35 protein-coding genes are annotated in these 20,833 nt (G+C 64.6%); 25 read left to right on the top strand and 10 right to left on the bottom strand.

Features of this window, described 5'->3' with window-relative positions:
• Positions 1 to 21: 21 nt before the first annotated feature.
• The 7 genes from ACCQ12_RS15405 to ACCQ12_RS15375 all read right to left on the bottom strand — a co-directional run bounded on the left by ACCQ12_RS15405 (position 22) and on the right by ACCQ12_RS15375 (position 2,751).
• Positions 22 to 276, bottom strand: coding sequence for a hypothetical protein (locus ACCQ12_RS15405; protein WP_372382160.1), 255 nt, complete (start codon positions 274 to 276; stop codon positions 22 to 24).
• A complete protein-coding gene (locus tag ACCQ12_RS15400; protein ID WP_372382159.1) occupies positions 273 to 395 on the bottom strand; it encodes a hypothetical protein in 123 nt (40 codons plus the stop codon). Before ACCQ12_RS15400 ends, ACCQ12_RS15405 begins: the two co-directional genes overlap by 4 nt.
• Positions 395 to 610, bottom strand: a complete 216-nt coding sequence (locus ACCQ12_RS15395; RefSeq protein WP_016850882.1) for a hypothetical protein — start codon at positions 608 to 610, stop codon at positions 395 to 397. The genes ACCQ12_RS15400 and ACCQ12_RS15395 overlap by 1 nt, the downstream gene beginning before the upstream one ends.
• Positions 607 to 855, bottom strand: coding sequence for a hypothetical protein (locus ACCQ12_RS15390; protein ID WP_104580796.1), 249 nt, complete (start codon positions 853 to 855; stop codon positions 607 to 609). The genes ACCQ12_RS15395 and ACCQ12_RS15390 overlap by 4 nt, the downstream gene beginning before the upstream one ends.
• Entirely contained in the window at positions 852 to 1,223 is a 372-nt protein-coding gene (locus ACCQ12_RS15385; RefSeq protein WP_372382158.1) for a hypothetical protein, read from the bottom strand. Before ACCQ12_RS15385 ends, ACCQ12_RS15390 begins: the two co-directional genes overlap by 4 nt.
• Positions 1,224 to 1,373: 150 nt before the next feature.
• Positions 1,374 to 1,793 (bottom strand): putative periplasmic lipoprotein, encoded by a 420-nt coding sequence (locus tag ACCQ12_RS15380; protein ID WP_372382157.1) that lies wholly within the window; start codon positions 1,791 to 1,793, stop codon positions 1,374 to 1,376.
• A 415-nt stretch (positions 1,794 to 2,208) separates the two neighbouring features.
• Complete coding sequence (locus tag ACCQ12_RS15375; protein ID WP_372382156.1) at positions 2,209 to 2,751, bottom strand: helix-turn-helix domain-containing protein; 543 nt, start codon at positions 2,749 to 2,751, stop codon at positions 2,209 to 2,211.
• Between ACCQ12_RS15375 and ACCQ12_RS15370 the strand changes: the two genes are divergently transcribed.
• A complete protein-coding gene (locus ACCQ12_RS15370; protein WP_372382155.1) occupies positions 2,744 to 3,016 on the top strand; it encodes a YdaS family helix-turn-helix protein in 273 nt (90 codons plus the stop codon). The genes ACCQ12_RS15375 and ACCQ12_RS15370 overlap by 8 nt on opposite strands.
• 37 nt (positions 3,017 to 3,053) lie before the next feature.
• Here ACCQ12_RS15370 and ACCQ12_RS15365 read toward each other — a convergent pair whose 3' ends face one another.
• Positions 3,054 to 3,464, bottom strand: a complete 411-nt coding sequence (locus ACCQ12_RS15365) for a hypothetical protein (RefSeq protein WP_104580800.1) — start codon at positions 3,462 to 3,464, stop codon at positions 3,054 to 3,056.
• Between the two features lie 260 nt (positions 3,465 to 3,724).
• Between ACCQ12_RS15365 and ACCQ12_RS15360 the strand changes: the two genes are divergently transcribed.
• Genes ACCQ12_RS15360 through ACCQ12_RS15305 form a run of 12 tightly spaced genes read left to right on the top strand, consistent with a single transcriptional unit; the run spans position 3,725 to position 10,177 of the window.
• A complete protein-coding gene (locus ACCQ12_RS15360; protein WP_372382154.1) occupies positions 3,725 to 4,201 on the top strand; it encodes a phage regulatory CII family protein in 477 nt (158 codons plus the stop codon).
• Positions 4,198 to 4,389, top strand: coding sequence for a hypothetical protein (locus ACCQ12_RS15355; protein WP_104580802.1), 192 nt, complete (start codon positions 4,198 to 4,200; stop codon positions 4,387 to 4,389). The genes ACCQ12_RS15360 and ACCQ12_RS15355 overlap by 4 nt, the downstream gene beginning before the upstream one ends.
• Positions 4,386 to 5,147 carry a helix-turn-helix domain-containing protein gene (locus ACCQ12_RS15350; RefSeq protein ID WP_199859866.1) on the top strand — a complete coding sequence of 254 codons (762 nt, stop codon included), beginning with the start codon at positions 4,386 to 4,388 and terminating at the stop codon, positions 5,145 to 5,147. The genes ACCQ12_RS15355 and ACCQ12_RS15350 overlap by 4 nt, the downstream gene beginning before the upstream one ends.
• Positions 5,144 to 6,673 carry a replicative DNA helicase gene (dnaB, locus tag ACCQ12_RS15345; RefSeq protein ID WP_372382153.1) on the top strand — a complete coding sequence of 510 codons (1,530 nt, stop codon included), beginning with the start codon at positions 5,144 to 5,146 and terminating at the stop codon, positions 6,671 to 6,673. The genes ACCQ12_RS15350 and dnaB overlap by 4 nt, the downstream gene beginning before the upstream one ends.
• A complete protein-coding gene (locus ACCQ12_RS15340) occupies positions 6,670 to 7,308 on the top strand; it encodes a hypothetical protein (RefSeq protein ID WP_372382152.1) in 639 nt (212 codons plus the stop codon). The genes dnaB and ACCQ12_RS15340 overlap by 4 nt, the downstream gene beginning before the upstream one ends.
• Positions 7,305 to 8,105, top strand: a complete 801-nt coding sequence (locus ACCQ12_RS15335; RefSeq protein ID WP_372382151.1) for a hypothetical protein — start codon at positions 7,305 to 7,307, stop codon at positions 8,103 to 8,105. Before ACCQ12_RS15340 ends, ACCQ12_RS15335 begins: the two co-directional genes overlap by 4 nt.
• Positions 8,102 to 8,497, top strand: a complete 396-nt coding sequence (locus tag ACCQ12_RS15330; RefSeq protein ID WP_372382150.1) for a hypothetical protein — start codon at positions 8,102 to 8,104, stop codon at positions 8,495 to 8,497. The genes ACCQ12_RS15335 and ACCQ12_RS15330 overlap by 4 nt, the downstream gene beginning before the upstream one ends.
• Entirely contained in the window at positions 8,494 to 8,667 is a 174-nt protein-coding gene (locus ACCQ12_RS15325; protein ID WP_016850896.1) for a hypothetical protein, read from the top strand. Before ACCQ12_RS15330 ends, ACCQ12_RS15325 begins: the two co-directional genes overlap by 4 nt.
• Entirely contained in the window at positions 8,664 to 8,885 is a 222-nt protein-coding gene (locus ACCQ12_RS15320) for a hypothetical protein (RefSeq protein ID WP_372382149.1), read from the top strand. The genes ACCQ12_RS15325 and ACCQ12_RS15320 overlap by 4 nt, the downstream gene beginning before the upstream one ends.
• A 44-nt stretch (positions 8,886 to 8,929) precedes the next feature.
• Positions 8,930 to 9,403: a RuvC family protein gene (locus ACCQ12_RS15315; RefSeq protein WP_372382148.1), complete on the top strand. Its 474-nt coding sequence runs from the start codon at positions 8,930 to 8,932 to the stop codon at positions 9,401 to 9,403.
• On the top strand, positions 9,400 to 9,648 hold the full coding sequence (locus tag ACCQ12_RS15310) for a hypothetical protein (RefSeq protein WP_372382147.1): 249 nt from the start codon (positions 9,400 to 9,402) through the stop codon (positions 9,646 to 9,648). The genes ACCQ12_RS15315 and ACCQ12_RS15310 overlap by 4 nt, the downstream gene beginning before the upstream one ends.
• Positions 9,638 to 10,177: a hypothetical protein gene (locus ACCQ12_RS15305; protein ID WP_372382146.1), complete on the top strand. Its 540-nt coding sequence runs from the start codon at positions 9,638 to 9,640 to the stop codon at positions 10,175 to 10,177. Before ACCQ12_RS15310 ends, ACCQ12_RS15305 begins: the two co-directional genes overlap by 11 nt.
• On the opposite strand, the gene ACCQ12_RS15300 is transcribed toward ACCQ12_RS15305, so the two are convergent.
• On the bottom strand, positions 10,174 to 10,392 hold the full coding sequence (locus ACCQ12_RS15300) for a hypothetical protein (RefSeq protein WP_372382145.1): 219 nt from the start codon (positions 10,390 to 10,392) through the stop codon (positions 10,174 to 10,176). The two genes, ACCQ12_RS15305 and ACCQ12_RS15300, sit on opposite strands and share 4 nt — an antisense overlap.
• A 562-nt stretch (positions 10,393 to 10,954) precedes the next feature.
• Between ACCQ12_RS15300 and ACCQ12_RS15295 the strand changes: the two genes are divergently transcribed.
• The 5 genes from ACCQ12_RS15295 to ACCQ12_RS15275 all read left to right on the top strand — a co-directional run bounded on the left by ACCQ12_RS15295 (position 10,955) and on the right by ACCQ12_RS15275 (position 12,928).
• Entirely contained in the window at positions 10,955 to 11,470 is a 516-nt protein-coding gene (locus ACCQ12_RS15295; protein WP_372382144.1) for a glycoside hydrolase family 24 protein, read from the top strand.
• Positions 11,467 to 11,970 (top strand): hypothetical protein, encoded by a 504-nt coding sequence (locus ACCQ12_RS15290; protein ID WP_127159223.1) that lies wholly within the window; start codon positions 11,467 to 11,469, stop codon positions 11,968 to 11,970. Before ACCQ12_RS15295 ends, ACCQ12_RS15290 begins: the two co-directional genes overlap by 4 nt.
• The gene (locus tag ACCQ12_RS15285; RefSeq protein ID WP_104559101.1) at positions 11,967 to 12,179 is read left to right on the top strand and encodes a hypothetical protein; all 213 of its coding nucleotides are present in this window, start codon (positions 11,967 to 11,969) and stop codon (positions 12,177 to 12,179) included. Before ACCQ12_RS15290 ends, ACCQ12_RS15285 begins: the two co-directional genes overlap by 4 nt.
• A gap of 1 nt (position 12,180) precedes the next feature.
• A complete protein-coding gene (locus tag ACCQ12_RS15280) occupies positions 12,181 to 12,312 on the top strand; it encodes a hypothetical protein (RefSeq protein ID WP_372382143.1) in 132 nt (43 codons plus the stop codon).
• A 145-nt stretch (positions 12,313 to 12,457) separates the two neighbouring features.
• On the top strand, positions 12,458 to 12,928 hold the full coding sequence (locus ACCQ12_RS15275) for a lysis system i-spanin subunit Rz (RefSeq protein ID WP_372382142.1): 471 nt from the start codon (positions 12,458 to 12,460) through the stop codon (positions 12,926 to 12,928).
• An 11-nt stretch (positions 12,929 to 12,939) separates the two neighbouring features.
• Here ACCQ12_RS15275 and ACCQ12_RS15270 read toward each other — a convergent pair whose 3' ends face one another.
• A complete protein-coding gene (locus tag ACCQ12_RS15270) occupies positions 12,940 to 13,899 on the bottom strand; it encodes a hypothetical protein (RefSeq protein WP_372382141.1) in 960 nt (319 codons plus the stop codon).
• Positions 13,900 to 13,989: 90 nt separating this feature from the next.
• Between ACCQ12_RS15270 and ACCQ12_RS15265 the strand changes: the two genes are divergently transcribed.
• The 7 genes from ACCQ12_RS15265 to ACCQ12_RS15235 are packed head-to-tail and all read left to right on the top strand — an operon-like array spanning position 13,990 to position 20,831.
• Positions 13,990 to 14,472 carry a terminase small subunit gene (locus tag ACCQ12_RS15265; protein WP_372382140.1) on the top strand — a complete coding sequence of 161 codons (483 nt, stop codon included), beginning with the start codon at positions 13,990 to 13,992 and terminating at the stop codon, positions 14,470 to 14,472.
• Complete coding sequence (terL, locus tag ACCQ12_RS15260) at positions 14,387 to 15,955, top strand: phage terminase large subunit (protein ID WP_372382139.1); 1,569 nt, start codon at positions 14,387 to 14,389, stop codon at positions 15,953 to 15,955. The genes ACCQ12_RS15265 and terL overlap by 86 nt, the downstream gene beginning before the upstream one ends.
• Complete coding sequence (locus tag ACCQ12_RS15255; RefSeq protein ID WP_372382138.1) at positions 15,955 to 17,766, top strand: anti-CBASS protein Acb1 family protein; 1,812 nt, start codon at positions 15,955 to 15,957, stop codon at positions 17,764 to 17,766. Before terL ends, ACCQ12_RS15255 begins: the two co-directional genes overlap by 1 nt.
• 3 nt (positions 17,767 to 17,769) lie before the next feature.
• Positions 17,770 to 18,864, top strand: coding sequence for a DUF2213 domain-containing protein (locus tag ACCQ12_RS15250; RefSeq protein WP_372382137.1), 1,095 nt, complete (start codon positions 17,770 to 17,772; stop codon positions 18,862 to 18,864).
• Between the two features lie 3 nt (positions 18,865 to 18,867).
• Positions 18,868 to 19,308 carry a structural cement protein Gp24 gene (locus ACCQ12_RS15245; protein ID WP_372382136.1) on the top strand — a complete coding sequence of 147 codons (441 nt, stop codon included), beginning with the start codon at positions 18,868 to 18,870 and terminating at the stop codon, positions 19,306 to 19,308.
• A gap of 13 nt (positions 19,309 to 19,321) precedes the next feature.
• Positions 19,322 to 20,251 carry a DUF2184 domain-containing protein gene (locus tag ACCQ12_RS15240; RefSeq protein ID WP_372382135.1) on the top strand — a complete coding sequence of 310 codons (930 nt, stop codon included), beginning with the start codon at positions 19,322 to 19,324 and terminating at the stop codon, positions 20,249 to 20,251.
• Between the two features lie 49 nt (positions 20,252 to 20,300).
• Positions 20,301 to 20,831, top strand: a complete 531-nt coding sequence (locus ACCQ12_RS15235; protein ID WP_372382134.1) for a hypothetical protein — start codon at positions 20,301 to 20,303, stop codon at positions 20,829 to 20,831.
• Positions 20,832 to 20,833 lie beyond the last annotated feature (2 nt).

The raw sequence follows: 20,833 nt of genomic DNA, 5'->3' as shown, positions 1-20,833 counted from the left end.
GTGCCGGCGCGCCGGCGGGGATCAACGGACGCCGCGGCGCGGCTGTTCGGGAAAGGAAATGGAGGGATCGACAGCCGGCGGCGGCTCAGCGCGGTGCGCACGTGCTCGGGCATTGCTCCAGCTCTGGCGCAGGTGCAGCGACAGAACGAAGCCGACAACCAGCACCGCCGAGCAGATGCCGTGCGCGCTCCGGACGTAGGCGAATAGCGCCAGCGCAGCCAGGAACAGCACTGACGCACACAGCCAGGCAAAGCCGGCGTAGCTGCGGCCGGTCACGAGAACACCACCTGGGCCAGCAACGTCAGAACCGCGCCGATGACCATGCAGATCAGGGCGAACGGCACGTCCTCGCGCAGCATGTGGCGCTGAAATTCTTTCTCGTCCATCTGGTCCATCACGCAGCCTCCGGGCCGTCGAAGTAAGTCGTTGCCGACTCGTCCGGATCGCGCACGTGCTGCGATGCCTGCACGCGCAGAGGGCGCACGCTGTCGGGCTGGAAGGTGCGCACCAGCTGCGCCACGGTGATCGCGCCGTAGCCACGATCAAGCGCGATGTCGCGCACCAGGTCGGCGCCGCGCGCAGCCGTGGGGAAGGGGATGACGGCGCTCATGCGGCACAGCCGGCGCGGGTGAGAAGCTCGCAGCGTGTGCAGGTGACAGCGGGCAAGCTCGCGCCATTGCTCAGCTGCGTGGAGACGGAGCAGTAGCAGGGCAAAGCCCGAACAAAGTCGGCAAGTTCGGCCACGGCGGCGTGGGCGGCTTGGCACTCATCGGCTGTGGGGTATGCGCACAACGTGGTGTGGTGCGCGACGTCGAACCGACGAATAACCGCCAGCACATCGACAAGGGCGCTCATGCGGCCACCTGCCACGGCATCACGGCGACCGGCGCCGGCTTGGCCTCGTACACGGTGAGGTAGTGCTGCACCGCCTCGATGCGCGAGCAGTCCACGTCATCCATGCGGCCGGTGATCAGCTGCGACAGGTAGTCGGCGATGGCGGTGCGCAGGATTTCGGCAGCCGCGGCGTCGTTGCCGTCGGCGATGTGGCCGGCCATGAGGGCCAGCTGCTCGGTCGTTAGCTCGCCCAGCGCTTCGCTCAGGACAAAGCCAGAGCGGTGCAGGGCACCGGCCAGGACGTCGGCGCGCTCGTCCGACAGCTCATGCCGGCTGCAGGTCGCGCAGCCGCATTGCGGGTGGTACGGGTGGCGGCAGGTGCTGGACATCTACGTTCTCCGTCGCACGTCCCCGGCGGGATCCGGGTAGGTCGATGCGATGGAGAGACGATACAACTAAGGTTGTGGAATGGCAACAACCAAAGTTGTTGTTCACTAATCAATTTTATGAATTGCCGTGCGCGTATCGATAGCTTTTCGTTAACGGCCACACTTCAGATCACCATTGAGCCAGTTCTTTATGCTTTGGGAGTCGGCGTACACATGCCTCGCACTGGTTCCGGTAACGCGGATGACCGATCCACCGTTACTACTCGGCTTGACAACCATTTGGGTGGCTGCAGCCGCATTTTCATGCACGCCTGTCAGGCCCTGCGAGTAGTAGTCGATTCGGCCTTCCTGCGCGTCAGTGTCCAAATCAGACTGCACGTCGTAGCCGTTGCCAAAGACTCCTATCACGCGCTTACACGCAGTGAACTGACGGCTGATAATTCGGTAGGCTTGCTTGTAGTCGACGTCCGATTCAAGCACCTGAGAGTCCGATTTTTCTGCAGACTCGGGAGCACTGGCGCAAGCGGCCATCAGGGTAAAAAGTGGTAATGCAATGAGTGCTCGCTTCATCGGTGATTCCGTTGTGGTTACGAGGGCCGTGGGCTATGCAATCCAGTTTAGGGATGCGCCTTTGACGATGCCCACCTCTGCGAATGGAACGCCGTCATGGATGGCCTCTACTGCCCGGTCCATTTTCCGCAGGAGTTCACATAGGGCTTCGTCAGTCAGACACTCCATGATGCCGTTGCACTCCAGGCACTCTTGTCGGATGAGCCAGTTCAGCTGATACATAGACCCCAAATCGCGAATTCGCGCGTACATCGAGTCGCGCTGCAGAGAATTTAAACTCGCAGAATTATGAAGCGGCGCCTTGCCCACAATAGTTAGCCTACGCGGCGGCTCGCTTGTCTCGATTCCCATGCTGGCGGCAACCTGCCGCGCCATTGCTTCCAACTGCTGCCTGTTAAATGTCATGCCTTTGCGATCACCCTATGGAACGAAGTCTGGCGGCGACCTCCCTCGCTGCGTCATCTAGAGACGCTGCACTGAGGGGTTGCTCCGAACCGTGTTCCTGGTAGATCAAGGCCGCTTCAGTAAGAAGCTTGATAAAGCGCTCCCCCTCGATCGGCTCAATAGCCATGTCCTGGACTCGGCGGGCAATAGCGACCGCTGCCGCGATCGTGTCGCGGATCGATCTCTCAGGCTGAGATTCACCGCCTGACTGCACACCCGCAACCATTGGGCCATCACCGGCAGCAAGCCATTCGGGCCGAACTCCACACGCGAGTGCAATTTCTGTGAGGCGTCGCGAAGTCTGAGATTTGCCCGACAGAAGCTTGGCGACAGCTTGCTGACTGATGCCAACACGTTTAGCTAGAGAGTCTTGCGTGTCGCCACTGTGGCGCATTGCGGCTGCGATTCGAGCATGAAGGTCCATGCCCAGAGCCTGACAACGAGCGTTGTAGCCGGCAAACAACATTGGTTGTTGACTAATACAACTAGAGTTGTATTCTGCTCGCATGGACATGACCCCCCTTGAGCGCGCAGTAGCAGCAGCCGGCGGACAGAGCGCCCTGGCTCGGACCCTCTCGACCGCCGAGCGCGTCGTTAGACAGGGCCACGTCTGGGCATGGATTAATCGTCCACTGCCTGTTCCCGCTGAGTTTTGTCGACCAATCGAGGCAGCCACCGGGGTCTCTCGCCACGACCTGCGCCCGGACGTCTTCGGCCCGCCGCCCGCCAGCCCCGCAGGGGAGGTGGCCGATGCTGCCTCCCGGCAGGAGGCCGCCTGAGATGGTTCTTGAGCGCAGATCAGACCAGGGTGTAGCGCTATTCCTGGCCATGACCACGTTCTTTGGCGGCGTCGCCGTTGGCAGCATCGCTCAAGATCATTTCGGACAGCCGAGAAGCGGCCAGCATGATCCCGTAGAGCACCATGGGTGCGAACGCGTAGCCACCCCATATCGGAAGCCCAGAGTCGAGGCTGGTGCGCACGGCTTCAACCGCCTTTTCACCACCTACGGCCAAAGCGGCGCGGTGTTGCTCAATCGCCCCCGCGACGATCGCCCGTGCAGCAACAAATCCCAGCAGCGCGGAAGCGCCGGCGAACGCTGCCCCGAGACACAGGGGTTGGAAAAACTCGGCCACACGGATGCACACCCGAGGTTTGTTCATTGCGAGCGGGAGCAAGAGACCCGCCACTCCGAGGCAAGCGGTGCCGAGTGTCGCAATCCAGTTCATAGGTCCCTCTCCGGTCGATGTGATGGTTGGCACCTCGCATCGTACCGGTGGCGGACGCCCACCTAAGTTCCCTTCCGTAGCAGTCGAACGTCCATCCGTTCGTTGACCCACCGCAGCGCAAAGACGCTGCCCTTCCACCGAATGATCGTCGTGACATTCGGCGCCCGTTTCCTCGCTGCTCTGAGCCGTTTCTGTAGTGCGTCCATGGCGCACATCCTGGCCAGGGCAGGTGTCCCAAACCACGTTCAGGTATCCCGCCCGTGAACATCGCTGACGCAGCACACAAAACCGTTCTGGACTATCCCGGTGGCAGCGTGGCCCTGGCCACCCGCCTCATCTCCACCAATGACCGCGGCGAAGAGAAACCGATGTCGGCTGCAGTACTTCGCAGCAAGGTCAACCCGAATACTCGCACGCACCACCTGACCCTGGCCGAGGCCAGCGAGATCATGGGGCTGACGGGCGACTATCGGATCCTGCACGCGTTGGCCGCCGAGCACGACTTCATCGTGCAGCGTGCCGACGCGCCGGCCGCCGGCGACGTCATCGCTGCGCTGCTGAAGGCGTCCTCGCTGAAGGGCATGCTATCTGCGCTGATCTGCAAGGCCATGGAAGACGGCCGTATGACCCCGAACGAGGCGAAGGGCATCGCCGAGCTCTGCGGCGACCTGCAGGCGATGGTGGCCGAGATTGCACAGCAGGCTTGGTCGGCGGCGAACCAGAGGGCCGCAGCATGATCCTGCAGCTGCTCGAAGACTGGCGCCGCGAGCGTCGCATCCGCCGCTTGGCGGAGCTGCTGCGGCAGGCGCAGGGGGCCGGCAAGAAGGCCGTCGCGCGCGCGTACTGGCTGGACATGAAGCGCGAATGCGAAAGCCGCAGCACCGGCCAGGTGAAGCGCATGGAGCGGGCAGGGCGCCTGGCATGAGCACGCTGATCATGTCCCAGTGCTGGCCGATGACCATGCCGCCGTCGCCCAAGGCGGTGCTCATCTCGCTTGCCGACAACGCGAACGATCAGGGCCACTGCTGGCCGTCGATTCCGACCATTTGCGAGCGCACCTGTCTGAGCGAGCGAACAGTGCACGGCGCCATCCGCTGGCTGGAGTCGGTCGGCCTGGTCACCGCTGACCGCGCGAACGGCCGGCACACGCGGTACGTCATCACTCCGGACGCCTACCAACCCCCGCAGCAGCTGCACCCCCGCAGTGGCTGCACCCCCGCAGCTGCTGCGGTGGAACCCCCGCAAAATTTGCACAAACCACCGCAAATGCCGCAGTCACCCCCGCAGCAGCTGCGGTCTAACCGTAAAGAACCTAAAAGCAACAACAGCGAAGCAACCGCCAGTGCTTCGCCGAAGACCCGCATGCAGACTTTCGACAGCTGGAACGCGTCGCTCGGTGACGAAGATGCGATCCGTGCTGATGACCCGGTGTTCGCCTGGGCGGAGAAGGCAGCGATTCCGGAGGAGTTCATCGAGCTGGCCTGGCTGTCGTTCGCCGACCGCTACAGCGGTGCAGCAAAGCGATATGCCGATTGGCGCGCAGTCTTCCGCAACGCGGTGCGCGGCAACTGGCAGAAGATCTGGTTCCTGCACCCGGCGACCGGCTACACGCTGACCACCATCGGCGAGCAGTACCGGCGTGTGCGCGACGCTGAGGCGCAAGCAGGGCAGGTAGCCGCATGAGCACGGTCCACGACTACGACCACCACGCAGACGAGTCGCAATTTCTCGACCAGCTTGCCGCCGAGCGCGCCGAGAGCGCGTCTATGTGGCACGGCCGGCCATCGGATGCGTTGCGGTTGCCTCCGCACAGCGTGGAAGCCGAGCAGGCTGTCCTCGGTGGCCTGATGCTGGTCAACCGCGCATGGGATGACATTGCCGACCTGGTGGAGGAAGGCGACTTCTACCGCCGCGACCATGTGCTGATCTTCCGCGCTATCCGCGAGATGGCGACCGCAAACCCGCGCCGCCCCTTCGACGTTGTGACGCTGGGCGATTGGTTCGAGGCCCAGGGGCTGCTCGACCAGGTCGGCGAGGGCGCGTATCTGATCGAGCTCGCCAACACGACGCCGTCGGCGGCCAACATCCGCGCATACGCTGAGATCGTCGCGGACAAGGCGCGGTTGCGCCGCCTGATCCAGGTCGGCACCGACATCGCCAACGCCGGCTTCAATCCAGAGGGGCAAAGCAGCATCGAGCTGATCGGCGCCGCGCAGTCACGCATCGGCGCGCTGATGGACAGCCAGCCGTGCGAGTTGGAATCCGTCGCACCGGTGATGGATCGCGTGTTCGAGCGCCTGGGCGAGCGCTCCCGTGACGGCGGCGGCATCCACGGCATCACCACCAGCATCGACGACCTGGACACGCTGCTGGGTGGCCTGAAGCCGGGCGGCCTGTACGTCCTGGCGGCGCGCCCGAAGATGGGAAAAACCACCCTGGCGCAGAACATCGCCGAGCACGTCGCACTGCATCTGCGCAAAGCGGTTGCGGTCTTCAGTTTCGAGATGCAGGCCGAGGAACTGGGCGATCGCATGCTGGCATCGGTCGGCGGCATCGATGGCAACCGGATCCGCTCCGGCGACCTGGACGACGTGGACTGGACGAACGTCACCAGCGCGATGCGCAAGCTGCGCGCCGCAGACATCTTCGTCAGCCGGCCGCGCCGCGCACGCGTCGAGCACGTCAGCTCGCAGGCACGTCGGCAGCACGCCCGTAAGCCGCTGGGCCTGATCGTCATCGACTACCTGCAGCTGATGGAGATTCAGGGCGACAACCGCGCCAACGGCGTGGGCGATATCAGCCGCGGCCTGAAGCTGCTCGCCGGTGAGCTCGGCGTGCCGGTCCTGCTGCTGTCGCAGCTCAATCGCAAGCTGGAGGACCGCCCCGACAAGCGCCCGCAGCCTGCGGATCTGCGTGACTCCGGATCGATCGAGCAGGACGCCGATGCGGTGATCTTCATCTACCGCGACGAGGTGTACCACCGAGACAGCCGCTGGAAGGGCACCGCCGAGCTGCTGGTGCCGCTGCAGCGCAGTGGCCCGCCTGGCGAGGTGCGCGTGCTCTACATGCCGGAGCGCTTCAAGTTCCAGAACCTGCCCGAGTACTGGGAGCCGGCGCCGATTGAAAGTGACGACGGCAAGCCGGTCCCGCGCCCGCGCGGTTTCCGCACACTCAAGCCGCGCGCGCCGCGGCAGGACGTCGATGCATGACCATGACCGCCGCAGCAAAGAAAATCCGGGCCAAAAGGGCATCGCGTCCGATCTATGCGCTGATCGAGCACGTGGTGGTGATGGACACCGGTGAGGAGCGGCTGGCCATGCTCGCCGAGCACCCGGTCGACCGCGAGCTGATGAAGCAGCGCGGCTATCGGCGCGGCCAGGAGGTGCGGCTGGAGATCAAGGCGCCGCGTGACGCCTGGCGCCACCGGCTGCTGCACAAGATCGGCCAGCTGATGGTCGAGAACGTTGAGGGGTGGGAAGGACTGGACAGCCACGAGGCGATCAAGCAGCTGCAGCGCGAGGCGAACGTCTGCTGCGAGCAGATCGACATGGACGCCACGCCGGTGGTCGCCGCAGTGCTTGCCGCCTCAGATGCAGCCTTCGGCCCAGGCGCGGCGAAGCTGCTGCGCGAGGTGCTGCCGAAGATCGAAACGATCCCAGTCACCGTGGCGCGTTCGTTGGCATTCGATTCGATGGATGAGGACGAGTTCCGCCGGCTGTTCGAAGGCATCACCCGGCACATCGGCGCGCACTACGCGCACGTGATGCTTGACGAGGTGCTGGCCGAGTTCTGGTTGATGGCCAACGGACGAGAGCAGCCGGCGCTGGCGCGGAGGGCTGCATGAAGGCCGCGGAGATCAAGGCAGCATTCCCGACCGAGGCGTCGCTGTGCGACTGCTTCCTGGCCAGCCTTCGCAAGGTTGGCGGCTGGACCGCGTACCCGGAGACCGCCGGATTCGACATCCTTGCGGTGTACGACGCCACCGGCCACCAGCTCGGCATCGAGGCAAAGCTGGCGCTGAACGCGAAGGTCGCCGACCAGATCCTGCCGGATCACTACATGGGGTATAGCAACGAGGGGTGTGAAGGGCCGGACTTCCGTGCAGTCGTCGTCCCGGCCATAACCGACGCGTCGGCTGGGATCGCGAAGATGCTCGGCATCTTGGGCGTGATGGTGTGGGCGCCGGAACCGGGCTACAGCCGTGGGTGGAATTTCGAACGCTGCCTAGACCGCTACAGCGGCGCGCGCCATGACCGGCGTGCCTACGACACTGAGGCCGGCCCGCTCAACGAGTGGGACATGGCCTGGCACGACTGGAACCCGGCGAGGCGCTGCACGCTGCCAGAGATCGTGCCAGCGGTGCGGTGCGGAGTGCCGGCGCCGCTGCGGCTGACGCCATGGAAGATCGGCGCGCTGCGCGTGCTGGCGCATTTGGAGGTAGAGGGCTTCGTAACGGCGAAGTCGGTCCGCGACTGCGGAGTGGATGCGCGCCGGTTCTGCGCCAGCGATGGCTGGTTGGAACAGCTCGGCGGCGGTCGCTGGGGCCGCGGCAAGATGCCGGCCTTCGATGTGCAGCATCCGGAGGCATATGCGCAGGTGCTTGCCGAGGCGCGCGCGAAGCGCCAGCAGGCCGTGGCATGAAGCGCGCGATCAAGCCAGCAACGCGCGCCGAGCAGGCCTACCAGGACGCCGCGCGCGCACTCGGCTGCGTCGTCTGCCGCTGGCGCATCGCAGCCGGCCTGCAGCGCGCCATCCAGTGCGGTCACACGCAGGTCCATCACAGGAATCTCGGCGACCTGCATGGCCAGAAGCAGATCGGCCAGCACGCAGTCGTCGCGCTGGGCGCATGGCACCACGACGGCGACCAGATGCCCGGCATGACCCGCGATCGCATGCGCGAGGTCTTCGGACCCAGTTTCAAGCACCACGCCCGCGAGTTCCGCGCCTGGACGTTCGACGTCCTGGGCGGACGCGGCACTGAAGCCTGGCAGGACTACCAGGACCAACTACTCAACATCACGAGGGCGGCATGAACCAGCACCAATACGAACAGGCAGTGGACACCGGCCGCCGCGCGCGCCAGGCCGGCAAGAAGCGCGATCAATCGCCGATGTATGGCATGGGCAAAGATGGCCAGCTGCAGCGCGATGCATGGCGCGAGGGCTGGGATGCCGAGAACGAAAGCCGGAAGCAGGCCGCATGAGTACCACGCCGATCCGATTCGAAGGCAGGGTTTTCGATAGCGTGGCGGAGTTCGCCACCGCATTTCCGGCATATGCGCGCTGCATCGAGGCCATTCGCGACGGCGCGGAAACCATCGCCCAGGTGGAGCGCCGCGTCGCCGCCGGGAAGCAGAAGGCTTTTGCCAGCACGCGCGCCCGCGCACAGAAGGCGTACGCGCTGAAGACGGGTGCCCGATGACCCTGCGCGTGACGTTTGGCATCGATCCCGGCATGTCCGGCGCCGTGGCCGCGCTGGTCGATGGTGAGGCCGGCCCGATCCTCGACATGCCGACGATGACGGTCGGCAAGAAGCAGGAAGTGGATGCGCGCGCGATTGCGGTCTTCATTCGCGAGATCCGCAGCCAGCATCCCGGCGCGGTGTTCGCCGGCTGCGTGGAGCGGGTGCGCGCGATGCCGCCCAAGGACGGCCGGCAGGCCGGCGCGCAGTCGTCGATGAACTTCGGCGAGAGCTACGCCAAGGCGAAAGCGGTGCTTGAGGTAATGGGCATTCCCTTCAGCCTGGCTGAGCCGCAGAGCTGGAAGCGTCATTTCGGGCTGATCGGTCGGGACAAGGATGCATCGCGGCAGCTGGCCACCCGTCGTTTCCCGTCCGCCGCACCGCAGCTGCAGCGCAAGAAGGACGACGGCCGCGCCGAGGCGCTGCTGCTGGCGCTGTGGCACGAGCAAAAGAGCCAGCCGGGAGCCCTCGCTACATGACGCTCAACCCGACGAACCTGAGCCGGCCCGAGGCCTACTACGAGAAGCTCCTGCGGAAGCGGTACGCGGCGGCAGTGCGCAAGCGCGGGCTGTGCGCGTTCTGCAGCTGCCGCGATCGAACGCTGGGGATCGTGCACTGCCATGGCAACGAGAGCAGGCAGATGGGGATGTGCCAGGACGACGGCAGGCTGCCGCAGTTCCGGCTGGATGATGAAACGTTGGAGGAATTTCGCCATGCGGCGTAACGAGGATCCGCTGCTCAATGAGCTGCGCCGTTGGGGATACGCCCACGCAAACCGGTACACACTGAGCCGGGCCGACCGTAGCCGGCACGTGCTGGAAAACGCTAAGGACTATGCGCCCAAGACGGTGGAGCAGGCCTTCTGCGAGCTGGTGGAGCGCGACGGTCGCCAGCGGCGGCGTTTCATGGCCGAGCGGGCAGGGCTGAAAGGGCTGGGCGAGATCCCGGCATGGGCCGTGGATCCGGTGCGCGCGCGGAACGACGCTGACCGCCCGCACGACAATCCGGAGGTCGCCGTCGACATCGGCATCCCCGACGACCTGCGTTGGATCGACAGGGCGCTGGCTTCGATGTCGAGGCAGTTCCCGCTGCGTGTTCTGGTCGTGCGCACCGAGTTCACAGTGGCGGCAAGCCAGGCAGTAAAGGCCCGACTGGTCGTGGAGCAGTACGGCGGCACTATCTCCGTATGGCAGTACCGCCGCGAGTTACAACGAGGGCTTGATTGGCTCGGCGGTCTAGCTGTGGCGGCTTAGCGGTTGAGATCCGGATCAGGGATGCCAATTGCTCGGCGTACGTCGATGTAATTCTCAAGCATCTCGGACTCGCTTCCGCTGAGGTACATCTTTGATCCATTGCTGAACTCGATGGTAAAGCCAGAATTCTCATCGTTACGAACAAGTGCGCTTACAAGCACGATGTATTCGGCATTGATCATTCGGCCGTCTTTGAGCTTGATTCCCTTAGCCACGTGGTCATCCTTTAGAGCATTAGAGGTGGATCGGATTCTGCCGCTTGACAAGTTGCACACGCAAATGCCCTAATTCTGCAACTGTCAATAGTTCCCCCTGAAACCCGGCCAAGCGCCGGGTTTTTGCGTTTTTTGGGCCCCAATACCGACCGCTGCCAGCGTGCCAGGTCCTCGTCGAGAAGCGAGGCGCTGCGCGCCGGGATCGCGCACGGGCCGGCGACATGACGCCGCCCACCAATCCGCTGGCGGCGGTCGGTACCTATCGGAGAGCACTGCCGCGATCTGCCCAGCTGGACGGGACCAGCGCGGCGCAGCGGACCTGCTGAAGGGACAGGACCACTGCGGCGGTGCTCGCCGTTCTTCAATGCCCCAGCCGGCAGCGGGGCGGGCACCTATCGCCGCTTGGACTGGGAGTACCCGGTCGCGGCACCTCCGGCTCGTCGAGAGACGCCCGGGTGACGGCTGCGCATGCAGCGCCGGAACCGTAACCGGCACCTATTCCTGCCGCCGACGCGCGGCTCCAGCCCTGCCAGCCGGCGGGGCTTTTTGTTTGGAGGCAGCAATGGCGGTCATCACGCCCGAACAAGCCGGTGGCCGCAACGTCGTGGCCTTTTTGGACATGCTCGCGCACTCAGAGGGCACGTCCACCAGCCCGGCCACGAAGAACGCCGGGTATGACGTCATAGTCACCGGCGCTGATCGCAAGCCGGAGGTCTTCACCGACTACACCCGGCATCCGTTCGCCGGCGGCCGCAAGTCGAAGGCGATCAACACGAGGGGGCTGACCAGCAACGCGTCTGGCCGCTACCAGTTCATGCTCAAGGATTACGCGCACTACCGAGACCTGCTGAGGCTGCCGGACTTCGGCCCACTCTCGCAGGACAGGTGGGCGCTGCAGCTGATCAAGGAGCGGCGCGCGATCGCCGACATCCAGGCCGGCCGCTTCGTGGAAGCGGTGGCGAAGGTGCGCAACCTGTGGGCCAGCCTACCGGGCGCCGGCTACGGCCAGCCCGAGCACGCGATCGAGAAGCTTATCGCTGCGTACAAGAAGGCCGGCGGCAAGGTCGGGAGCGCATGACGATGCCGGACCTGGACGACGAAGCCCTGCTGACCGCAGAGCGCGAATCGCTCAACGAGGCCGTGCTGCTGCTGCAGGAATGCTGGGGCCGGACAACCCGTCCACGTCGCGACAGCCGGCACGTGCTGCGTCTGGGCTACGGCCGGGCGATCGAAACCCGTGAGCAGAGTGAGCGCGCCGCCACCCTGGAGCTGACCGAGGACGTCATGGAAGCCCAGGAGACCTTGCGCGGTCGATTCTTCGAGCTACTGGCGGTGCACCCGGAAATGCGCGGCTCGCTGCCGTACATCATCGCCATCGCCGACATCATCGGCGCCACCGTGGTGCGCGACAGTGCCGACCTGTGGGCAGCGGCACGCAAGGGCGATTGGCTTGAGTTCGGCTCAGTGATCCAGGAGTTCCGCTGGGAGATGTTCAGCGATGCCACCGAGCGCGATAAGCGCGCAGTGTCGCGCCTGGTCATGCGCTTGGTGATGGGAGCATCGGCGGTCACGCCATGACCTTCATCAGCCGAAACATGGGCACAGCACGACTCGGCATCGCCCTGATCGTGTTCCTGCTCTACGGCTTGGCCATCGCGGTGCTCGTCAACTCGGAGATCCCGGCGGGCAATAAGGACGTACTGATGCTGCTCCTGGGGAATCTGGGGCCGCTGATGGGTGCCATCGGTGGCTACTACTACCGGGCGCAGCGAGAGGCGGGCTCCTGACATGACCGACAACTGGGACCGCGGCCTGCCGCCGCCACGCGATCCACCTGGCTGGCTGATCACTGTGCTGTGCGGAGTGCTGCTCGCGATGCTGGCCTGGATCTGGATCACCTACAGCAACACGAGGATTTGAGCATGTACGGGAACTCGTTCGACGGAATGATCGGATGTTTCGCGACCGTCTGCGCCTTGGTTGGTGGCGCCATTTTCGCCGTGGCCTTTTGGCTAATTCCGTGGCTATGGCAGATGGTAGAGCCGTGGTTGCACACGGTGACCGCATGAACCGCGCGGCGATCGCGCTCATCGTTGCGCTGTTGTGGTCGGGTGCCATGTTCGGTGCCGGCTGGGCCTGGCGCGGCGACCGCGCCGAAGGTGCCACCAGCGAGCAGAAAGCGGGCGATGCCCTCGGCGCGCTTGCCGGTGAGCAGGCCGCCCGATCCACCGAGCACAAACAGGCCGAAGCACTGGCCGACATCGGAGCGAAGCATGAAGAAGACCGGCAAGCGGCCCAGGCCGTCCCTGATGCTGTTATGGCTGACCTGCGCGATGGCAATCTCAAGCTGCGCAACGATCTCGCGACCTGCAACACCGACAAGCTGTCCCAGGCTGCCGCCGGCGCCGTCGAACGTGATGCGCCCGCCCAGCTCCGAGCAGAAGTTGCGGGAGCTGCTATTCGAATCGTCGTCGACGCCGACGACCAGCTCCGCGCCTGCCAAGCCGTGGTAAGAGCTTGGCAGGCGGGTAGCTGACGTGGCGTTGCCTACAGCCCGCGCGAAATGTAGTTGGAAAAGCTTGATGGCGGAGCGATGTTTACATCCGAGCAGGAACTCGTCCGGGTCAGCGGCCATTGGAGTGTGAAAAACACTGCCCGTCCCATTCCAGGAATTGCAGCTGCCATCTCTGATGCGGAGCTGGCATCGTTGTAATACGACTCGCCGATGACGATGCCCTGCGGATATCTGATCCGCGCAAGCCCAGCATCGATAGCGCGCAATTGCTGTGCTTCTGCTCCGTATAGGTGGAAGTCGAGCACGTATGGCGGGTTCGCTCCGTAGATTTCCGGCAGTACCGCAATGCGGTCTGCACTATTGGTCGGAACCGAAAAACCTACCGTCTCAGAGAGGCCAAAGACATGGCTGAAGTTCCACCAAAGCTTAGAAGCATATTGCTTCCAGAGCACTGACGAACTTTGGGCCGGGACTCCTTCGTTACCCAGGTCTACCAAAAATTTTACATTGGCCGCGCGCATCACTGGCATCAGGTTAAAAACGAGATTCCAGTTTTCTTGGAAGTACTCCTCGTGCCAGGGGGTCCAAGTGGTACCTGTCCAGGTATTGGGAGCATTATCAAGCAGGGGGAAGAACCCCACGATTATCTCAACGAAGCCAGCATCTTTTGCCGCTTTCATAAGGTTGAGAAGGTTCTGGCGTTGTTGTTCCGGAAGGTTGCCGCCAGCCGATGGGATGACTGTGCCGGTGTTCGCGTTGCGTGCATGGAAAATTCCGATACGAAGCCGCTGCTGTCCGTTGGCCGCCATCTCGGCCAGTTGTGCTTTGACCACGTCTTCCGCCACGTGGTAGTTCGCAACAACCCCATACGGTTCCCGACTACAGCCGTCGATTCCGAACCAACCGTAATTCGAGCCGCCGCGATACGGGGCGGCGTTGGCTGCCGAAGCAAGGCCAGCAATTAGAAGAGCAATGGCGCATTTTTTAAACATTGTGTTCCTCCTTGAATGGAGGTCGTTTTTAGCACGTGCGGATGAGATCCCGCACTCAATCATCATCAGATAACTGTGCTTCCGTGACCCATGGCCAAAACAACGCCCGGGCGCCGTAGCGCGCTCACACCAAAGCTGCAGCAATTCGTCGCTGAGTACCTGAAGGACCAGAACGCCGCGCAGGCGGCGATCCGCACCGGGTACAGCGAGAAGACGGCCAAGCAGCAGGGTTCGCGCCTTCTGAAATTGCCGGCCGTTGCCGCGGCGGTACGCGCCGGACAGAAGCGCCTTGCCGCTAAGGCGGAGGTGACCGTCGACAGTCTAATGGCAGAGCTTGAGCAGGCGCGCCGCATGGCGCTGAAGGAGAAGCAGCCCAGCGCTGCGGTCACCGCGACCATGGGCAAGGGCAAGCTGGCCGGCCTGCTGGTCGAGAAGCGGCATCACACCGGGGCGATCGGCACTTACGACCTGACCAAGATCACTGACGATGAACTCGACCGCCTTGAACAGATCCTCGGTCCGCTTGCCGACGCTGGCGGAGATCCGAGCGGAGAGGGCGCGACGGGCAGCTGAGCGGGAGCGCCAGCGCATTGCCGAAGATGTCGAAGGCATCAGGGCGCGTTCGCAGTCGCTGGAAGGGTTCATCCGAGAACATTGGCGCGTGCTGGAGCCGACGCGGCCGCTGAAGATTGGCTGGGCGCTGCGGGCGATGTGCCAGCACCTGGAGGCGGTCACAGAAGGGCGCATCCAGTTCCTGCTGATCACCGTGCCGCCGGGCATGATGAAGTCGCTGGTGCTGGTGTTCTGGACGGCTTGGGAGTGGGGGCCATGCGGTCGCCCTGATCTGCAGACGTTGGCCACCTCGTACAGCCAGCCGAACGTGCTACGCGACAACATCAAGTTGCGCCGGCTGATCGATAGTGCGCAGTACCAGGCGGCCTGGCCGATGAAGCTGCGCGGCGACCAGAACGCCAAGGGCAAGTTCGAGAACACCGACAACGGCTTCAGCGAGGCTCGCCCCTTCAGCTCAATGACCGGCGGCCGAGGAGACCGAGTCAAGGTCGACGATCCGCACTCGACCGAAACCGCCGAAAGCGACGCCGAGCGCAAGACCGCGGTGCGCATCTTCCGCGAAGGCATCACCGACCGCCTCAACGACATCACGTCGTCGGCCATGGTCATCATCATGCAGCGCCTGCACCAGCGGGACATTGCCGCGGTGGCAATGGAGCTGGATCTGGGGTTCGTCCACCTCAACCTCCCGATGGAGTTCGAGGAGGAGCGGATAGACAACGACGGCAAGAAGACCGGCGGCCCATGCCGGACCTACGTCGAGGGGGAGCTGTTTTTCGAGGATCCGCGCACCCAGGACGGCGAGCTCCTGTTCCCTGAGCGCTTCCCGCGCGCCGAGGTCGATCGACTGAAGCGCGCAAAAGGCAGCTACGCATATGCCGGCCAGTACCAGCAGCGGCCGACGCCGCGCGATGGCGGCACGTTCAAGCGGGAATGGTTCGAGGTTGTGGAAGCGGCGCCGGCTATCTCGGCGGCGCGCAAGGTTCGGCGCTGGGACTTCGCGGCGACCGATCCGAAGGAGAAGACCAGCAGCGACCCGGACTACACGGTCGGCCTGCTGCTGGGGGAGGTCGCGGGCATCTACTACGTGCTCGATGTCGTCCGCGACCAGGTGTCGCCCGCCGGCGTGGAGCGGATGCTGACGAACACGGCGCGGCAGGACGGCAGGACGATCAAGGTGCGCATCCCGCAGGATCCCGGCGCAGCCGGCAAGTCCAATGCCGCGCATCAGATCAAGCTGCTGGCGGGCTGGGACATCAAGGCAGCGCTCGAATCCGGATCGAAGGAGGTCCGAGCGACGCCGGTGGAAGCACAGGCCGAGGCCGGGAACATCAAGCTGGTGAGCGGCCCCTGGGTGGCGGCCTTCCTCGACGAGATCGCCGAGTTCCCCAACGCCAAACACGACGACCAGGTGGACGCGCTATCTGGCGCATTCGCTGAGCTGGTCACCGGCAGCACCTACAACCTTGGAAACGCACTCTGATGGGCAAGCTCGCACAATTTAAGGACGGGCTGGTCAATCTCGTGGCCAACCTTGGCACTGCACGCGACAAGGCGGTGCACAGCCATTACGCGCTCGCACCGCTGAGTGATTTGGATGCCAGCAACGCCTACCGCGGCACGTGGCTCGCTCGCAAGATTATCGACATCCCTGCGCTCGACGGCTGCCGCAACTGGCGGACATGGAACGCCGATCAGAGCCAGATCAGCGCCATCGAAGCGGAGGAGAAGCGGCTGGGGCTGCAGGTGAAGCTGCTTCAGGCGCACACCAAAGCGCGGCTGTTCGGTGGCGCTGCGATTTACATCGGTACCGGCGACTCGGATGTCAGCAAACCGCTGGACCCGACGCGCGTAAGGAAGGAGGGCGTCAAGCACCTCAACGTGCTGACCAAGCGCATCCTGAGCGCAGGCGAGCTGGATCGCGACGCTGAGTCGCCCAGCTTCGGCCAGCCTGCGTTCTACACGCTCACCTCAGCCCGAGCTGGCCAGGTCCAGATTCATCCCTCGCGGCTGGTCATCCTGCACGGTGCCCATCGACCAGATCCGGACATCGATAACGGTGACGGCTGGGGCGACTCGGTACTGATGGCGGTGAGCGACTCGGTAAAGCGGGCAGACAACACGAGCGCCAACATCGACAGCCTGGTGTTCGAGGCGAAGGTCGATGTGCTGAACATCCCGAATCTCATGTCGCAGCTGGCAGATCCTGCGTATGAGGCGCAGCTGCTTCAGCGCCTGCAGCTCGCGGCGATGGCCAAGGGCATCAACGGCATGCTGGTGCTGGATGGGGAGGAGACGTACACGCAGAAGTCGGCCTCCTTCAGCGGATTGGTCGACGTGATGCTGGCCTTCCTGCAGCAGGTGTCGGGCGCGGCGGATATCCCGTTGACGCGTCTGCTGGGGCAGTCGCCCGGCGGTCTGAACAGCACCGGCGACAACGACATCCGGAACTACTACGACCGCATCAAGGCAAGCCAGGAGCTGATCTACACACCGGCCATGTCGGTGCTGGATGAGTGCCTGATCTACTCGGCGCTCGGCAGCCGACCGAAGGATGTGTTCTACAGCTGGCGCAGCCTGTGGCAGACCAGCGACACCGAGCGCGCCACCAACGGCAAGACCACCGCCGACACGATCAAGACCCTCGCCGACACCAAGCTCATTCCCGACGAGGTGCTGGCCGAGGTCGCCGTAAACATGCTGACCGAGGCAGGCGTAGCGCCTGGCCTGGAATCGGCGATGGACGACTTCAGCAGGGAGAACCCGGACTGGCAGGAGGAACAGGCGGAAGAGGAGCGTGCGGCGGCGCAGCTGGCTGCCACCGCGAGGAGCGAGGGCAACGCGCTGAACGACGCCGAGCTGCGTTCGTTGTATGTGCGCCGCGATGTGCTCAATGCTGCAGAGATCGGGGCATGGGCACGGGAGCAGGGCATCACCGACATCGCCGACGACCTGCATGTCACGGTGGCTTACTCACGTCAGGCCTTCGACTGGATCAAGGCGGGAAATGCGAGCGAGTGGAGCAACGATGGGAACGCCGAGCTGATCATTCCGCCCGGTGGCCCGCGCGCCACTGAGCCGCTGGGCGGCATGTCGGCGGTGATCTTGTTCGCATCGACGCAACTTGCATGGCGCCATGAAGAAATCGTCCGCGCAGGGGCGTCTCACGACTTCCCGGACTACACGCCGCACATCAGCCTGACCAAGGCGCCCATCGATCTATCGAAAGTCGAGCCATACCGCGGCCGCATCGTGCTGGGCCCGGAAATCTTCGAAGAGATCCGCGAGGACTGAACCATGTTTCTGACAGATCGAGTCTCGGTGTCGGCGCCACGCCGCACCGCGGACGGCTACCTCGTGGCCGACGCAAAAGTGGCGCGCACCGGCATCCAGACCTATCTGGGGTCGGAGGTCGGCAAGCCGGATATGCCCATCGTGCGGCTGTACCGACCGCCCGAGGAGGTCTTCTCCGACGGCACGCTGCGCAGCTTCGCGCACCGGCCGATGACCAACGACCACCCACCGGTGATGGTCGACGCCAGCAACTGGAAGCAGTACGCCGTCGGCCAGACCGGCGACGAGGTGCGGCACGACGACAAGTTCGTGCGCGTGCCGCTGGTGCTCATGGACAAAGACGCCATTGCCGACTGGGAGGCCGGAAAGGTTGAGCTGTCGCAGGGCTACACCGCGGAGATTGTCTTCGAGGACGGCGTGACGACCGAAGGCGAGCCGTACGACGCGGTGCAACGAAACATCCGAAACAACCATCTCGCGCTAGTCGACCGGGCGCGCGGCGGTGAACACCTTCGTATCGGCGACGACAACCCACTGAGGAAATCAACAATGCCTGACATCAAGACCCGGACCGTCCTGGTCGATGGGCTGTCCGTCGAAACCACCGACGCCGGCGCCCAGGCCATCGACAAGCTGCAGCGCCAGCTCAACGACTCCAACATCGCCGCCGTGCGACAGACGGCCGACCACACCGCAGCCCTGGCGCTGAAGGATGGCGAGATCGCCAAGCGCGACGCCACCATCGACGACCTGCGCACCAAGATGCTGACCGACGCTGCACTGGATGAGCGCGTGCAGGCGCGCGGCGATCTGCTGGCCACGGCCAAGGCGATCCACGACGCCGACTATCGCGGCAAGAGCGACGCCGACGTCCGCAAGGCTGCCGTCATCGGCAAGCTCGGCGATGCCGCCATCGCCGGCAAGGGCGACGCCTACATCGAGGCGCGCTTCGACATCCTCGCCGACAGCGTCAAGCCGTTTGATCCGGTCGCGCGCGCACTCAGCGATGGCGCCGCACACCGCACCGTCGTGCAGGACAACGGCTACGCCGCGTCCGTCGCCGGCCTCGATTACCGCACCAAGAACCAGGGGGCCTAAGCCATGGCACTGCAAACCAACTATCCGGACACCCAGCCTGCAGCCACCCTTGGCATGCAGGCCACGATGCTGCCGGCGACGATCATCTCCCGCAACGTCGAGGATGTCGCAGGCCTCGCGTTCGGTCGGGCCGCGGCACAGGGAGCTGCGGACAAGGGCATCGTTGCGTTCGGCGGCGCCAATCTGAAGTACGTCGGCGTCACGCTGCTGGATCGTTCCGCCACGGGCCTGGATCTGTTCCCGCAGCGCGCATCGGCGCGCCTCATCACCAAGGGCGACATCTGGGTGACTGCTGCCGTCGCCGTCGCTGCTGGCGACCCGGTGTACCTCACCGCAGCCGGCGCGTTCACCAACGTCGCCACCAACAACACCGCCATCAACGGCGCCCGCTGGGACACCAGCACCACCGCGGCGGCCCAGCTGGCCGTCGTCCGTCTCGGCTAAGGAGCCCAGCCACATGCGTGCACATCCACTCTTCGACGCCCAGGTAGTCATGGGCTTCGTGGTCGCGCAGACCACGATCATCGAACCCGGCGTTTACCGGACCGTCTACCCGGACATCCAGTACCGCGACCTGATCCCGGTCGACACCTCCGGCAGCGAATTCGCCACGTCGGTCACCTACTACTCGCAGGACCAGTACGGCAAGGCCGACTGGATCAACGGCAACGCCGACGACATCCCGAAGGCCGGCACCAACCGCTCGCAGTTCCAGACCGGCGTGCACACCGCTGGTATCGGCTACGGCTATGGCTGGGAAGAGATCGGCCGCGCTCAGCTGCTCGGCATCAACCTGCCCAACGAGGACGCCGCCGTCGCGCGTCGTGCATCGGAAGAGATGGTCGATCGCGTCGCGCTGCTCGGCGATGCCAGCAAAGGGTTCAGCGGTCTGTTCAACGCGGCAGGTGTCACTCCGGTAGCGGCACCCACTGGCGACTGGCCCAACGCCACTCCCGACGAGATTGTCGGCGACATGAACCAGTCGCTGTTGAATGTGTTCAATGGCACGAACACCGCAGCGATCGCAGATCGACTGCTGCTTCCCTGGTCGCGCTACCTGCTCATCGCCACTCGCAAGATGAGCGACAACAGCGACATGACCATCCTGCAATGGTTCTTGGCGAACAACGTCTACACCGTGCAGACCGGGCAGCCACTGACCGTACGCGGCCAGCGCGGCCTGGACACTGCAGGTGTCGGCGGCGTGCCCCGCTTGATCGCGTACCGCTACGACGCGAACGTGCTGAAGCTGCACATGCCGATGCCGCACCGCTTCCTGCCCGCGTGGCAGTCCGGCCCGTTGCGCTGGGACATCCCGGGCGTGATGCGCCTGGGCGGCCTGGACGTGCGCCTCCCCAAGCAGGTCGTCTACGTCGACGGCATCTGATCCACCACGGCCCCGGGCGTCATCGCCGGGGCCATACCGGAGTCACCACATGCAAATCAGCAACAACCACATGTCGCCCCTGACCCTGCCCGACGGGACCACCCTCGTGCCGGGTTCGCCGGCAACCGTCCCGAACTGGCCGACCATCAAGAAGAACGCCGTCGTCCAGGCGTGGCTCGCTGCCAATGTGTTGAGCGAATCGAAGGACGACGCGGAGCCGTTCCTGCTCGGCACCTTCAACTTGCCCGAAACCATCCTGCTCATCGAAGGCGGCGACACCGTCACCCGCGACGACGTGGTGCAGAACGCGTTCAAGGCCTCGGCACTGTCCCTGGAGGACTGGAACTCGCTGCCGGAGCTGGAGCGCGAGGCGAACATCAGCACCGCACTCGACACGCTGAAGGCCGACGCCGCGGCAGCCGCCCAGGCGGTGATCGATGCGCAGACCGCGGCCGACCAGCGGAAGGTCGACCTCATCGCCAAGCTGGAAGCCGGCGGCATCAAGCACGACAAGCGCTGGGGCGTGGACAAGCTGCAGGCCGCGCTGGACGACGACGCGAAGACCAAGACCGGGAGCTGACC

Source organism: Xanthomonas sp. NCPPB 1068, from assembly GCF_041479385.2.
GTDB classification, from domain to species: Bacteria; Pseudomonadota; Gammaproteobacteria; order Xanthomonadales; family Xanthomonadaceae; genus Xanthomonas; species Xanthomonas cannabis.
This window is presented reverse-complemented; position numbering and strand designations above follow the sequence as displayed.